The 12,761-nt window shown below is 50.6% G+C and carries 14 protein-coding genes; 7 read left to right on the top strand and 7 right to left on the bottom strand.

The annotated features are described in order from the left end of the window. Positions 1-4 precede the first annotated feature (4 nt). Positions 5-730, top strand: a complete 726-nt coding sequence (locus BMZ51_RS09165; RefSeq protein ID WP_208979394.1) for a hypothetical protein — start codon at positions 5-7, stop codon at positions 728-730. An 81-nt stretch (positions 731-811) separates the two neighbouring features. Here the strand turns inward: BMZ51_RS09165 and BMZ51_RS09160 are convergent, their stop codons facing one another. The 5 genes from BMZ51_RS09160 to BMZ51_RS09140 all read right to left on the bottom strand — a co-directional run bounded on the left by BMZ51_RS09160 (position 812) and on the right by BMZ51_RS09140 (position 6,026). Next, a complete protein-coding gene (locus BMZ51_RS09160; RefSeq protein WP_068000420.1) occupies positions 812-1,612 on the bottom strand; it encodes an FAD binding domain-containing protein in 801 nt (266 codons plus the stop codon). A 19-nt stretch (positions 1,613-1,631) separates the two neighbouring features. Beyond that, positions 1,632-2,150 (bottom strand): hypothetical protein, encoded by a 519-nt coding sequence (locus BMZ51_RS09155; RefSeq protein WP_068000424.1) that lies wholly within the window; start codon positions 2,148-2,150, stop codon positions 1,632-1,634. A gap of 4 nt (positions 2,151-2,154) precedes the next feature. Next, positions 2,155-4,518 carry a xanthine dehydrogenase family protein molybdopterin-binding subunit gene (locus tag BMZ51_RS09150; RefSeq protein WP_068000427.1) on the bottom strand — a complete coding sequence of 788 codons (2,364 nt, stop codon included), beginning with the start codon at positions 4,516-4,518 and terminating at the stop codon, positions 2,155-2,157. 118 nt (positions 4,519-4,636) lie between these two features. Then, positions 4,637-5,125, bottom strand: a complete 489-nt coding sequence (locus BMZ51_RS09145) for a (2Fe-2S)-binding protein (protein ID WP_068000430.1) — start codon at positions 5,123-5,125, stop codon at positions 4,637-4,639. 199 nt (positions 5,126-5,324) lie between these two features. Then, positions 5,325-6,026 carry an SRPBCC family protein gene (locus BMZ51_RS09140; protein WP_068000434.1) on the bottom strand — a complete coding sequence of 234 codons (702 nt, stop codon included), beginning with the start codon at positions 6,024-6,026 and terminating at the stop codon, positions 5,325-5,327. A gap of 355 nt (positions 6,027-6,381) precedes the next feature. On the opposite strand from BMZ51_RS09140, the gene BMZ51_RS09135 reads away from it, so the two are divergent. Genes BMZ51_RS09135 through BMZ51_RS09125 form a run of 3 tightly spaced genes read left to right on the top strand, consistent with a single transcriptional unit; the run spans position 6,382 to position 9,284 of the window. Continuing rightward, entirely contained in the window at positions 6,382-7,557 is a 1,176-nt protein-coding gene (locus tag BMZ51_RS09135) for a class I SAM-dependent methyltransferase (RefSeq protein WP_068000437.1), read from the top strand. A gap of 4 nt (positions 7,558-7,561) precedes the next feature. Further along, positions 7,562-8,398, top strand: a complete 837-nt coding sequence (locus BMZ51_RS09130; RefSeq protein WP_068000440.1) for a TrmH family RNA methyltransferase — start codon at positions 7,562-7,564, stop codon at positions 8,396-8,398. 22 nt (positions 8,399-8,420) lie between these two features. Then, complete coding sequence (locus BMZ51_RS09125) at positions 8,421-9,284, top strand: SDR family oxidoreductase (RefSeq protein WP_068000444.1); 864 nt, start codon at positions 8,421-8,423, stop codon at positions 9,282-9,284. Between the two features lie 35 nt (positions 9,285-9,319). Here BMZ51_RS09125 and BMZ51_RS09120 read toward each other — a convergent pair whose 3' ends face one another. Together BMZ51_RS09120 and BMZ51_RS09115 are read right to left on the bottom strand one after the other, a co-directional pair. Next, positions 9,320-9,736, bottom strand: a complete 417-nt coding sequence (locus BMZ51_RS09120) for a GFA family protein (protein WP_068000822.1) — start codon at positions 9,734-9,736, stop codon at positions 9,320-9,322. 17 nt (positions 9,737-9,753) lie between these two features. Beyond that, the gene (locus BMZ51_RS09115) at positions 9,754-10,170 is read right to left on the bottom strand and encodes a GFA family protein (protein WP_068000447.1); all 417 of its coding nucleotides are present in this window, start codon (positions 10,168-10,170) and stop codon (positions 9,754-9,756) included. 287 nt (positions 10,171-10,457) lie between these two features. Between BMZ51_RS09115 and BMZ51_RS09110 the strand changes: the two genes are divergently transcribed. The 3 genes from BMZ51_RS09110 (at position 10,458) to BMZ51_RS09100 (ending at position 12,716) form a co-directional block, all read left to right on the top strand. Next, positions 10,458-11,015, top strand: a complete 558-nt coding sequence (locus tag BMZ51_RS09110; RefSeq protein ID WP_208979393.1) for a DUF2799 domain-containing protein — start codon at positions 10,458-10,460, stop codon at positions 11,013-11,015. Positions 11,016-11,056: 41 nt separating this feature from the next. Beyond that, a complete protein-coding gene (locus BMZ51_RS09105; RefSeq protein WP_068000454.1) occupies positions 11,057-11,509 on the top strand; it encodes a YtoQ family protein in 453 nt (150 codons plus the stop codon). A 70-nt stretch (positions 11,510-11,579) separates the two neighbouring features. Next, entirely contained in the window at positions 11,580-12,716 is a 1,137-nt protein-coding gene (locus tag BMZ51_RS09100) for a glycosyltransferase family 2 protein (RefSeq protein WP_068000457.1), read from the top strand. The last annotated feature ends 45 nt before the right edge of the window (positions 12,717-12,761 follow it).

Below are 12,761 nucleotides of genomic sequence, written 5' to 3'. Positions count from 1 at the left end.
CCCGATGCCAACAGTCAATCTAAAAAAAATACCTATATTTCTCTACGGGATGGTCTTTCTAATCGTCTTGCTTGGCATTGTGCAACGGGTGTTCGTCGACACTATTGGGGTCGAAACCCCACTGAAAGACCTTCGCCATATCTCGCTGGACCACGAGACCAACCTTGGCGCATGGTTTTCGTCCATGGTAATGCTTTGCATTGCAGGCTTGGCGGCTATCCATAGCATTCTTGAAAGGCACTCCTCCAAACCTCAGAACTGGCTTTACTGGATGGGGCTTGCCGTCGGTTTTCTATATATGTCGGTCGACGAGAATATCGGTATTCATGAGATCACAATCAGCCCACTGCGGACCACATTTAACCTGACTGGCGCACTGTACTTTGCCTGGGTTATTCCCGGTGCAATCCTCGTTTGTACTTTTGGGCTCGTATACTTGCGTTTTTTATGGCGTCTGCCGCGGAAATTCACCGTACTATTTATGATTTCCGGCAGTATTTATCTAGGAGGTGCCCTTGGTTTTGAAATGCTTAGCGCAGGGTATGCGGGGAGTGAAGGCTTTGAATCGCTCGGCTACAAAATCTTCTATATTGTAGAGGAAACCTTCGAGCTGATCGGCCTGACGACCTTCCTTTCTGCTCTTCTTGCCTACCTTGGCGAGATCCACGGGTATGCTGTGCTTACATTCCAAAGGTCAGGGCAAGCTGGTTATATGCTGACAAAAAACTAAGAGAAGGGTCAGTGCCTCTTCTCTTAGAATGGAATCATATAGTTTCTCCGAAGCCTACAAATGGGTTTCGGAGAAACGTTTTTAAGCGGACGCCTTCACAGCACGCTTTGCCATCACGGTCACTAGGTTAGCGCGGTATGCGGCGGTTCCGTGCATGTCTGAGAGCATGTCCTCTTCAGATGGAGCAATGCCAACCACAGAGTCAGCTGCCCAATTCGCATCCAGAGCCTTCTCCATATCTGGCATACGGAAAACGCCCCCCTGCCCTGCACCTGATACAGCGACACGCGCGCCTGCGTTTGTTTTGGCAACAAACACGCCAGCCATTGCATAACGAGATGCCGGATTCGGGAATTTGGCATACGCAGTGTTGGATGCTACCGGGAACACAACAGCAGTTATGATCTCATCTTCGTCCAATGCTGTTTCGAACATTCCAGTGAAGAAGTCTTCGGCCGAGAACTCGCGTTTATTGGTTTCAATAGTTGCCCCAAGAGCCAACAAAGCAGCTGGGTAATCCGCGGCTGGGTCATTGTTGGCAATTGAACCGCCAAGAGTGCCCATGTGGCGAACATGTGGATCGCCAATATTGCCTGCAAGTTCAGCCAGTCCCGGAAGGGCTGCTTTGACATCATCGTTGCCTGCCACATCCGCATGACATGTGGCAGCGCCAATGCGGATAGACCCATCGGCTTGTTTAACGATGCCACCCATTCCATCGACATGGCGCAAGTCAATCAAATCACTAGGAGCTGCAAGACGCTGCTTCATCGTTGGGATCAAGGTTTGACCACCAGATAATAGCTTGCCATCTTCTGCGTCTTTTAACATTGCGGCAGCATCTGTAACTGTTGATGCTCGGTGATATTTTGTCTCGTACATTTATAGCCTCCCATCCCTCTTAAGGGCTTTTGGCAGAGTTACGTTGAGTATACTCAAAAACTTGAAGTTTCGGATAGGGAATGGCCTCAAGATCAGAAAAGAAAATCTTGCGGTTCTGCTCACCATGGATCAATTGACCAAGCCGAGAGGCCCTTTCGAAAAGGCCCTCAGCTTTGTCTTTTTCCCCTGCAAGAAATGTGGCTCTAGCGAACAATTCATAGGCATAAGCATGATCGAAATCCACCATGTCCTCTTCATTGCTCGTCGTCAGAGTCATTGTCTTCTTGGCATAACGCATTGCTGCTTCTTTATTGCCTTGAAGAACATGAACCCTACCAACAAGCCACAATCCGCGTTGCTCGTTTCTCTTTGTTCCCACCTGAAGCCAGTGCCAAAGGCTGGCATGGGCAGCATGGAGCAGTTCGTCATTGTCCTCTAACGTGCGGTCCTGCTTTTCAAGCAGAGCCCATGCACGCTGGTTGAGTTCAATAGCGACCGTCCTGTGGTCCAGTGCCTGTGTGCTGCCAGCCTTGTTCACATTTTTACTCCGCGGCTTCTTTCATGCCTTTGTCCTGAATGAGCTGCCACACACGGTTCGGTGAAGCAGGCATGGACATGTCGCGGATACCAAGAGCATCCGTCACAGCATTGATGACAGCCGGTGGCGAGCCAATCGCTCCAGCTTCGCCACACCCTTTCATGCCCAGCGGGTTGCCAGGACATTCGGTGACAGAAGTTTCCAGCTTAAAAGATGGCACATCATCTGCACGCGGCATGGTGTAGTCCATGTAGGATGCAGTGAGGAGCTGACCGTCCTCATCGTATTGCGTGTTCTCCAACATGGCCTGACCGATGCCCTGTACCAGACCACCGTGCACCTGACCTTCCACAATCATCGGATTAATGATGTTGCCAAAGTCATCGGCTGCCACAAAGTCGACAATGGTCACCACCCCCGTATCTGGATCGACTTCCACCTCGCAAATGTAACAACCAGCCGGAAAGGTGAAGTTTGTTGGATCGTAGAACGCACCTTCTTTCAGGCCTGGTTCCATGCCCTCTGGAAGGTTGTGGCCTGTGTAAGCAGAAAGAGCGACCTCAGCGAAAGCGAGTTTCTTATCAGTCCCGGCAACTTTCAGTTCGCCGTTCTCAATTTCGATATCACCTTCGGACGCTTCCATGAGATGCGCGGCAATCTTTTTCGCTTTGACTTCAACCTTGTCGAGCGCTTTTGCGATTGCAGACATACCAACGGCGCCAGAGCGGGACCCGTATGTGCCCATACCCATCTGCACCTTGTCAGTATCGCCATGTACTATGGAGATGCTTTCAGTTGGCAGGCCAAGGCGATCAGAGACCAGCTGTGCAAAGGTTGTTTCATGCCCCTGACCGTGGCTGTGCGATCCGGTTAGCACTTCGATAGTGCCAACAGCATTCACACGTACCTCAGCGGACTCCCAAAGACCCACACCAGCACCAAGACTACCAACCGCCTGAGAGGGCGCTATACCGCAGGCCTCAATGTAGCAGGATATGCCGATACCACGAAGCATGCCTTTTGCCTCGGATTGAGCCCTGCGCTGTGCAAAGCCGTTATAGTCAATTGCATTCATCGCCAAATCCAGCGATGTATCAAAGTCACCTGCATCATACGCCATAATCACCGGCGTTTGGTGGGGGAACTCACGGATGAAGTTATTACGGCGGAAATCTGCTGGCGACATGCCAACTTCACGAGCAGCCGTCTCCATCACACGCTCGACAAGGTAGGAGGCTTCTGGCCTGCCTGCTCCGCGGTAAGCATCAACCGGCGTGGTGTTGGTGTACACCGCCTTCACATTCGCGTGGATACAGGGAATGTTGTACTGCCCCGACAGAAGAGTCGCGTACAGATAGGTTGGAACAGACGAGGAGAACAAGGACATATATGCGCCGATATTCGCAACAGTCTTTACGCGAAACCCGAGAATCTTGTTGTTCTCATCCAGTGCCAGCTCAGCTTGCGAATGATGATCACGCCCATGTGCATCTGTCAGAAACGCTTCTGTACGGTCAGAAGTCCACTTAACTGGACGGCCTGCTCGTTTAGACGCCCACAGACACGCAATCTCCTCTGGGTAGATGAAGATTTTGGAGCCAAAACCACCGCCCACATCCGGTGCAATCACGCGGAGCTTATTCTCTGGAGCAACATTGTAAAATGCTGAGAGAACGAGACGCGCTACATGCGGATTCTGTGATGTGGTGTAGAGCGTGTAGTGTTCTTCGGAGGGATCAAAGTGCGCCAAGGCTGCACGAGGTTCCATTGGGTTTGGCACAAGACGGTTGTTATCAATATCCATCTTGGTGATGTGAGCAGCTTTGGCGAAAGCTGCATCAACTTCTGCTTCCTCTCCGATTTCCCAATCGTAAATCAGGTTACCTGCAGCTTCGGGATGTAGCTGTGGTGCGCCATCCTTCAGCGCATCCAGGCTATCAACAACAGCTGTCAGTTCTTCGTAGTCAACGACAACAGCTTCTGCGGCATCGCGTGCCTGCTGCTGGGTATCAGCAATAACGATTGCAATGGCCTGACCCACGTAACGAACAATCTCAGATTCCAATGCACGATAAGCACCCATGTTCATTGGGGACCCGTCTTTGGAATGGACCATCCAGCCACAAATGATATTGCCTATGCCATCAGCAACCAGTTGGTGACCGTTTAACACGGCATCAACACCAGGCATTTTCATAGCGTCATCTGTATTGATGGATTTGATGCGTGCGTGAGCATATGTTGAACGCACAAAGGCCGCATACCCCATGCGAGGCATGGTCATATCATCCGTGTAACGGCCATTTCCTGTGATAAATCTTTTATCTTCTTTGCGCAGCACTCGTGCGCCGATTCCTTCTGCTGTCATTTCCATTCCCTCCCGGAAGGTTCACTTCAGCAACTGTTCTCCCTTTCCGGCTCTTTCTCTTAAGCCTGCATTGCAAGCTAGGGACCGGTTTGAGTTTGATAGTCAGTCGGTTCTACGATTATTCAGCAGCTTCCAGAACTTCCGCCATTTCATCGGCAGCAGCTTTGATCGCTTTGACAATATTGTGGTAGCCGGTGCAGCGACAGATATTGCCCTCCAGCTCATGGCGAATAGTTTTTTCATCCAGATCCGTGCCAAGACGGTTGATCATATCAATGGCTGACATGATCATTCCCGGCGTACAGAAACCGCACTGAAGACCGTGATTTTCTTTAAAGGCTTTTTGCATAATATGCAGCTGACCATCTTGGGAAACGCCTTCGATGGTGGTGACAGCAGAGCCTGAAGCCTGTACGGCCAGCGTGCTGCAAGACTTAATGGCCTTGCCGTCCATATGAACGAGACAAGCACCACATTGAGATGTGTCACATCCCACATGCGTGCCTGTAAGACCTTGATTTTCTCGCAGAAATGTTGACAAAAGAGTGCGGTCTTCGACCTCACCAGAAATGTTTTTTCCATTCACCGTCATTGAGACAGTCGTCATGGTTTTCCTCCCTCAATAAAGTCCGCTTTTCGCGTCCACGGACTTTGAAGCTGATCGTCCTTTTCAGATCTCCCATCCAATCAGAACAATCAGTTTAAAAATTGGCACTAGGCCATACTATTCGGCTGGACCCTTAATCTATTTTAGGCAGCCCCCAATGCTGGAGCTTTTAGAAATAGCCGCCAAATTTCGTCAATTTTTAAAGCAGCCAATAAAGTGCAATAAGGACAATCAGGGTTAAAATACCCCATCCCATGGGACCGCCCAGAACGCCTTTACCTGCTGCAACCTCAACTTTTTCCTCGACGTCTTTTACAGCGTCTTCCAATGCGTGCTCTGCCTCAGCAATGGCTTCTGCTGAGCCTTCAATAGCCTGCTCGTTGGCGATAGACTTTGCTTCCTCAACCAAACCCGGGTCTAGTTCTACCGATTCCAGCACAGCTGCATCATCAGCTGCTGGCTTGCCACCGAGCTCAGTATTTAGGTTTGCGAAAAACTCTTCCGCCAGCTTTTTGGCGGTTGAATCAATCAGACGATTACCAAGCTGGGCAAGTTTACCGCCAACCTTTGCTTTAACCTCATAGTTCAGAAGAGTTCCATCCCCACTCTCTGACAGGGTCACATCTGCCGAGCCCTTCGCAAATCCTGCAACGCCGCCTTTGCCCTCACCAGAAATCTTATAGGAGTTCGGTGGATTCAACTCTGAGAGAGTCACATCACCTTTGAATTTTGCTTTTACCGGACCAACCTTGGCAGTCACCGTGGCAGACATTTCAGTGTCAGACGTTTTCTCAAGACTGTCACAGCCCGGAATACACTTTTTTAGCAATTCAGGATCATTGAGCGCTTCCCAAACTTTTTCCTTACTCGCCCCTATTAATTGTTCACCTGACATTTCCATGGACTGGCCCCCTCATCTTTTTCAGTGCTTCCTTTAGGTAGGCTCCACGCCTTCAGGTCACTTTCGTATTCTTCAACATGTAGAGTGGACTTAAATTGATGGAAAAGACAAGTACCTCTCGCGTTAAAATTGCCATGCACGCTCAAAACCTCTTTCCAAGGCACAAACGCGTTTTAAATGACTTTAACAAAGCCACTTCTGTACTCTGTGGAAAGTCGCTTAACGGTAAAGTGCTTGTTTTAGGTAGAAACCGTTGACCGAAGCTCTCTTGCGGCTTAATGCCTTGCAGTTAAATAAACGAATTTTAGCGTGAGGCATTGCCTCGTGTGTGCGCAGAACATCAAAGGCAATACCCTTGAGCAAATCACCCAAAAGCGGCGCTCCGCGAGGGCGCAATGCGCAGTCCAAAAAAGGCGGAGTACGCAAGGACAATGGCCCCAAGCGTAGCTTTGCACCAAAGCGGGATGGCCGCGATAGTCGCAGTGGCAACAAGGAAGCCGCGCCTGTAGCCCGCTCTCAATCTCCGCGACGCGAGCAGCCCCGTACGGCTCCAACTCCGATTGTTGTTGAACCGATTGTGCGCGAGCATAAGCCAACATCTGCCCGCTTCAAAACACCAGCCAGTGTCTTGCCTGTCATGGTGGAGATGGATGGTTGGGATGATTATGCCCTTCTGGACATGGGACACGGCCAAAAGCTTGAACGGTATGGCCGTTATACGCTAATCCGCCCTGAAGCACAGGCGATGGGTGCTCCACGTTTGCCAGAAATTGAGTGGAAGCGTGCTGATGCCATCTTCACCGGAGACATGGAAGAAGAAGGTCCAGGCCGCTGGAAGTTCACCAAGCAAGTCGACGAAATCTGGCAGATGAAGTACGGCCCGGCCACTTTCAACGGTCAGTTCATGTCATTTCGTCATGTCGGTGTGTTCCCAGAACAAGCAGCACACTGGGATTGGGTTGGTGAGCAGATCAAGAAAGCAGATCGTTCGCTGAAAGTGCTCAATCTGTTTGGCTACACCGGTCTCGCTTCTCTTTTACCTGCTGCGCTGGGGGCGCAGGTTACCCATGTTGATGCTTCTAAGAAAGCTATTGGCTGGGCACGCGAAAACCAAGAACTCTCCGGCCTGGGCGACAAGCCAATTCGCTGGATCTGTGATGATGCAATGAAGTTTGTTGAGCGAGAGGTTCGCCGCGGTTCTACCTATGACGGCATCATTCTCGACCCACCAAAGTTTGGACGCGGCCCCAATGGTGAAGTCTGGGACTTTTTTGAAAGCGTGCCGAATATGCTGGCTTGTGTTCGTAAGCTTTTGTCTCCGAATGCACAGTTCTTGCTGATGTCCAGCTACGCTATTCGTGCCAGCTTCCTTGCCTCTCACGAACTGATGCGCGAATGTCTGGATGGTCTGCCGGGTACACTGGAATCTGGCGAACTTGCTATTCGCGAACACAATGGACCAAGAATGCTCTCAACCTCCCTCTTCAGCCGGTGGAGCGCACCTGATAACAACAAGGCAAAGGGAGCATAACTCCATGGAATTTAATCCGAACCAACGGCAGGGTGCCGTAAAGCAGATTACGTCGCACTCCAATCCGATTGTTAAAGAGATCAAAGGCCTCGTTGCGCAGCGCAAACACCGCCGTGACAGTGGGCTCTTTGTTGCTGAAGGACTGAAGCTGGCGACAGATGCGCTGGAGGCCGGCTGGGGAGTACGTTACCTAGCACTTGGACCAGAGGCTCGCGAGAACAAAACCGCACTTGATGCTGCCGCCAAGGCTAAAGCGCGTGGCGCGCTGATCCTTGAAGTTAGCAATGCGGTGCTTGGCGCCATTACTCGCCGAGACAATCCGCAGATGGTTGTTGGCGTTTACGAGCAACAAACGCTCTCACTTGCTGACATTACCCCGGAGAACTCCACCACATGGATTGTTCTGGACCGCGTTCGCGATCCCGGTAACCTGGGTACGATTATGCGAACCGGGGATGCGGTGGGAGCCAGCGGTGTTGTGTTAATCGACGACACCACCGATCCGTTTGCTGTTGAGTGTGTGCGCGCAACAATGGGGTCTCTATTCCACATGCCGATTGTGCGGTGCAGCAGCGATGAATTCATTTCCTTCCGCAAAAACTGGCCCGGTCCGGTTGTGGGAACGCATTTGCGTGGGACAAAAGACTATCGTGCAGTACAGTATAAAGAGCCCGTTCTTTTGATGATGGGCAATGAGCAAGCTGGATTGAGTGATAAGCTTGCCGATGCTTGCTCTGATCTCGTAAAAATACCACAAGCTGGGCAAGCTGATTCTATGAATTTGGCGGTTGCAACTGCTGTGATGCTTTATGAAGTACGTCGTGATTATTTGAAGCTTTAATCACTGTCCTGGGGGGCTTGGAATGCGCTTGTTGATTTTGGGGGCTGGGTATTCAGCTCGCCATTTTGTGAAAATGTTTGGAACCGAGTTCTCCTGGATCGGCGGAACAACCCGCTCTCCTGAGAAAGCAGCTGAGCTGCAAGCCATTGGCATCCACCCCATTGTCTTCGATGGCATTTCAGCAAGTGCGCAGCTGCTAGAGGCTATTTCTACCGCAACGCACATACTGGTCTCAGCCGCCCCGACTGCGGACGGAGACCCCTTACTCAACGCTGCACGTGATGCGGTGGCAGAGGCAAATCCGAAGGTTATCTGCTACCTGTCGACCATTGGGGTTTATGGCGACCATAAGGGCCGGTGGATCACAGAAAATGCTGATTGCAATCCTATTTCCACTCGTTCCAAGCAACGGTTGGCGGCGGAAAAACAGTGGCTGTCGTTTTCTGATGAGACAGGCATTCCTGTAAGCATTTTGCGCCTGGCTGGCATTTATGGTCGTGGTCAAAACGCTCTGTGTAATCTGGACAAGGGAACGGCTCGCAGGATTATCAAGGAAGGTCAGGTCTTCAACCGCATTCATGTGATGGACATTGCTGGCGCTATTCAGCATGCCTTTGAAGACAATGCATCTGGCATTTACAACGTGTGTGATGATGCACCTTGTCCGCCGGAAGATGTGGTGGAATACGCTGCACGCCTTATGGGCGTTGCACCGCCGCCGGCAGTGGCTTTTGAAGATGCAGACCTTTCTCCCATGGCGATCACTTTTTACGGTGAAGTCAAGCGGGCGAGCAATGCCAAGCTAAAGGGCGCCCTCGGCTATAAATTCAAATTTCCGACCTATCGTGAAGCACTGGATTACATGTGGGAGAACGGCTGGAGTTAACTCCAGCCGCTCACCAAATACCGTGCACCGGTGCTTTATCCAACATTTTCGTGCTGAGGCAGGTCTCCTTCTATCTCGTAGTAATCGCCTTTACTGGCGCAAAAGATGTGACCTGCCAGTTTCAAACCTGTTGGCTCGTCAAGGAGCCCTGCACTGAGATAAACCTTGTTAGATATCTCAGGTATTTGATCACCGTGGTAGAACAGGCTGCTGCCACAATTGTTGCAAAACGCTCGGCGCGCATAGTCAGTGGAACGGTAGTAAGAGATGCTCTCCTCACCATTCTCAAAGCTCAAAGCATCAAATGGGATTTCCACTACATGAAACGGTCCGCTGTTCCAGCGACGGCACATGGTGCAGTGACATAAACCTACATCCTTGTGAGGGGTTTCGGCCTTAAATGAGACCTCTCCGCACAAACACTTTCCCTTGTAATTCCGTATTTCAGACATTTCCAACTCCCCAAAAATCAATCTTCGTGAGCAAATTTCGGCCGATTACCCTCAATTTCGTAGTAATCCCCTTTGCTCTCACAGAAAATGTGGTTCCCGGCCACCAAACCTGTTGGGCGTTCCAGAGCGCCTACCGCTATTGCAACGCGATGCTTGAATTCAGGATGGCGATCCCCGTGCCAAAACAGGTTGGACCCACAGTCTGCACAAAAGCCACGCCGAGCGTATTCAGAGGACACAAAATATTTTACTTTGTCTTCGCCTGCCGTGAAATTCAGAGTGTCTACTGGGACAGAGTAGGCATCAACCGGGCCGCTTGCCCAGCGTCGGCATTGTTTGCAATGGCAGGTCCTGACAGGTTCTTTTGGTGATTCACCTTCAAATGAAACCGCGCCGCACATGCAGCGCCCTTTGAACTGAGTAGTTTGTGTCATGTTCTTCCTGCCCGGTCTTATAAATAACAGATCTGCTTGAGCTAAAGACTCACACTGCATATTCGGAGTCAGAACATAACGCGAACAATTGTATTCAGCAAGCGTTCAGGTTAAGCCTTCTATGTCGAATTGTAGGATGTTATTTTTATCATTCAGATCTTAAGCTGAACGCTTTTGCTGAATGCATTTTTTTGCCGGGGGTCGAGTTGGAAATGCGGGTATTATTTGTTCTTATTGCTATGAGTTTAGCGCTCACAAGTTGCGCATCTTTATCTGAAGAAGATTGTATGACAGGTGATTGGCAAGGCGTCGGCATGGTCGACGGCAAAGCAGGCTACACCTCAGACAAGTTAAATGAACATACAAAGGCTTGTAGCAAATACGATATTGCACCGGATGTGAACGCCTATATGGCAGGGCGTATGATGGGGCTGCAGAGCTATTGTACGCCTATCTCAGGCTTTGAGCAGGGCCGAGAGGGAAAGACCTATCGCGGGGTTTGTCCCATCACTTCAGAGGAGAGCTTTAAAGTTGGATATTCCCTTGGGAGCCAGCTGCAGGAAGCCAGTGCTGCAGCCGTTGAAGCGCGAGAGAACCTTCACAGGATTCAATACCGAATAGAGAGCCTTGAAGAACAGGCCTCGGGGAAAGACTGTGTGTCTGGCAAGGAAGGGAAAGCCTGCCGGAAGGCAGCCGAGCAAGCCCGAATTGACTCATATTTGGCACGCGCAGACTTACTGCTTGCCCAAAACCGGCTATTTTCGCTGGAACGCCAGCGTGACCGCGTCCGAAAAGAGGTGACAGACAAGCTGCTTGACCTTGAACCAAGCTACAACCCCTCCTAGAATTTATGGGTAATTGCAGATTCTTAGGGGAAGGCGAGCCAATGAAAACGTGGCGTGTTTATCTTTCAGGCGAGATCCACACCGACTGGAGGGAGCGTATCGAACATGGTGCAGCTGATGCAGGCCTGCCAGTTCACTTCGACAGCGCTGTAACTGATCATGAAGCAAGTGATGATTGCGGTGTTGAAATTCTAGGCGCAGAAGACAACAACTTCTGGAAAGATCACAAAGGGGCAAAGGTGAATGCAATTCGCACGCGTACTCTGATTTCAGAAGCTGACATTGTTGTTGTGCGCTTTGGTGACAAATACCGACAGTGGAACGCTGCATTTGACGCTGGTTTTGCATCTGCGCTGGGTAAGAGCATCATCGTGCTGCATGAGCCAGCTCTGACGCACCCACTTAAGGAAGTAGATGGAGCTGCACTCGCTGTTGCAGAAGACCCTGATCAGGTTGTTGATCTGCTGCGTTATGTGATCCGCGGAGAGCTGTAAGCCCCTTCCAATTCAAGGGAAGACGCTATCTGACCACGGCCCTACACTTTCCACCACAATGGGGATGAGTGTGGGGCGTGATCCAGTGCCGAGTGTTTCTGAACTCTTTGATTTTGATGATTTTCCAGAGTTAAACCTGCCAGAAGACGGGCTGTACCTTATCGTTCAGCTCCGTAATGAGTTGTTGCGATTGCCATTCTTTCTTAAGCATTATCGCAGTATTGGCGTACAGCACTTCCTCATTATCGACAACGCATCAACAGATGGCACGTCTGCTTTTCTGGAGGCTCAAAGCGATGTAACACGGTTTGCGTCAAGCAAGGCCTTCAAAGACTGCAAGGCGTTATGGCCGCGCGCGCTCCTCAACCGTTACTGCATGGGGCACTGGGTATTTTTGGTCGATGCAGACGAACAATTTGTTTATCCAGGTTGGCCCGACGTGCCATTCCAACATGTTCTTAAATTTTGGGCAGACCAAAAAGTAGAGGGTGTGCATGCTCCACTTGTCGATATGTATTCTGATCGGCCTTTACGCGAAGTTGAATATCAAAGTGAAACCCCTTTTCTCGACACCTGTCCATTCTTCGACACGACGAGCACCTGGGTGTTATTTTACGAAGGTTCGCGACTTGCCCCGCCCTTTGAGATTCGCGGAGGTGTCCGCGGCAGGCTATTTGGTCGTCCATCGAAGAAAAAAGTCGGTTGGTTGCACGATGAAATACGTCACTTTTGCTTAAAACCCTCCCGCGCCTGGAGTGGCTTGGCGTTTCAACGGTGGGCGCAAAGGAAGCTTCATGGATACATTCCGCGCGAAATCCCTGTCTTAAACAAAGTTCCGCTTCTTTATTGGCGCCCAGAATACACGGAAAACCGAGGCGTACACTGGGTTGATAGCCACACGAAGCTTGCAGACGACTGGGGCGCGCTCCTTCACTTTAAGTTCTTTCAGGACTTTCAGGAACGCGTTGAAGAAGAAATGGAGCGCAAACAGTATTATGCCGAAGGGCATGAATACAAAACCTACTTTGATGGAATGCAGACTATCCTAACATCTTCTCCTTGCTATGCGGGTTCGCGTCGATTTAACACCGCTGCAGACCTACACAAGGCAGGTCTGGTGCGGCATACCAAAGAGCTGGATGCCCATCTTAGAAGGTTTCAAAGTGAAGCTGCAAAGCTTCCTTTGACTTTCAGAGCAACCGCATAGCAATATTCAACACTTGGGGCTTATGGCATGGGTGACTGCAAAGTG

This window comes from Pseudovibrio axinellae, assembly GCF_900110875.1.
In the GTDB taxonomy this organism is placed as follows: Bacteria; Pseudomonadota; Alphaproteobacteria; order Rhizobiales; family Stappiaceae; genus Pseudovibrio; species Pseudovibrio axinellae.
Note: the sequence above shows the minus strand (reverse complement) of the source record. Positions and strands in the feature narration are given on the sequence as shown.

Coding starts and splice junctions, on each gene's coding strand:
- BMZ51_RS09165 (WP_208979394.1), top strand. CDS start 5: ATGCCAACAGTCAATCTAAAAAAAATACCTATATTTCTCTACGGGATG.
- BMZ51_RS09110 (WP_208979393.1), top strand. CDS start 10,458: ATGACAGGTGATTGGCAAGGCGTCGGCATGGTCGACGGCAAAGCAGGC.
- BMZ51_RS09120 (WP_068000822.1), bottom strand. CDS start 9,736: ATGTCTGAAATACGGAATTACAAGGGAAAGTGTTTGTGCGGAGAGGTC.
- BMZ51_RS09150 (WP_068000427.1), bottom strand. CDS start 4,518: ATGACAGCAGAAGGAATCGGCGCACGAGTGCTGCGCAAAGAAGATAAA.
- BMZ51_RS09105 (WP_068000454.1), top strand. CDS start 11,057: ATGAAAACGTGGCGTGTTTATCTTTCAGGCGAGATCCACACCGACTGG.
- BMZ51_RS09140 (WP_068000434.1), bottom strand. CDS start 6,026: ATGGAAATGTCAGGTGAACAATTAATAGGGGCGAGTAAGGAAAAAGTT.
- BMZ51_RS09145 (WP_068000430.1), bottom strand. CDS start 5,125: ATGACGACTGTCTCAATGACGGTGAATGGAAAAAACATTTCTGGTGAG.
- BMZ51_RS09125 (WP_068000444.1), top strand. CDS start 8,421: ATGCGCTTGTTGATTTTGGGGGCTGGGTATTCAGCTCGCCATTTTGTG.
- BMZ51_RS09130 (WP_068000440.1), top strand. CDS start 7,562: ATGGAATTTAATCCGAACCAACGGCAGGGTGCCGTAAAGCAGATTACG.
- BMZ51_RS09115 (WP_068000447.1), bottom strand. CDS start 10,170: ATGACACAAACTACTCAGTTCAAAGGGCGCTGCATGTGCGGCGCGGTT.
- BMZ51_RS09160 (WP_068000420.1), bottom strand. CDS start 1,612: ATGTACGAGACAAAATATCACCGAGCATCAACAGTTACAGATGCTGCC.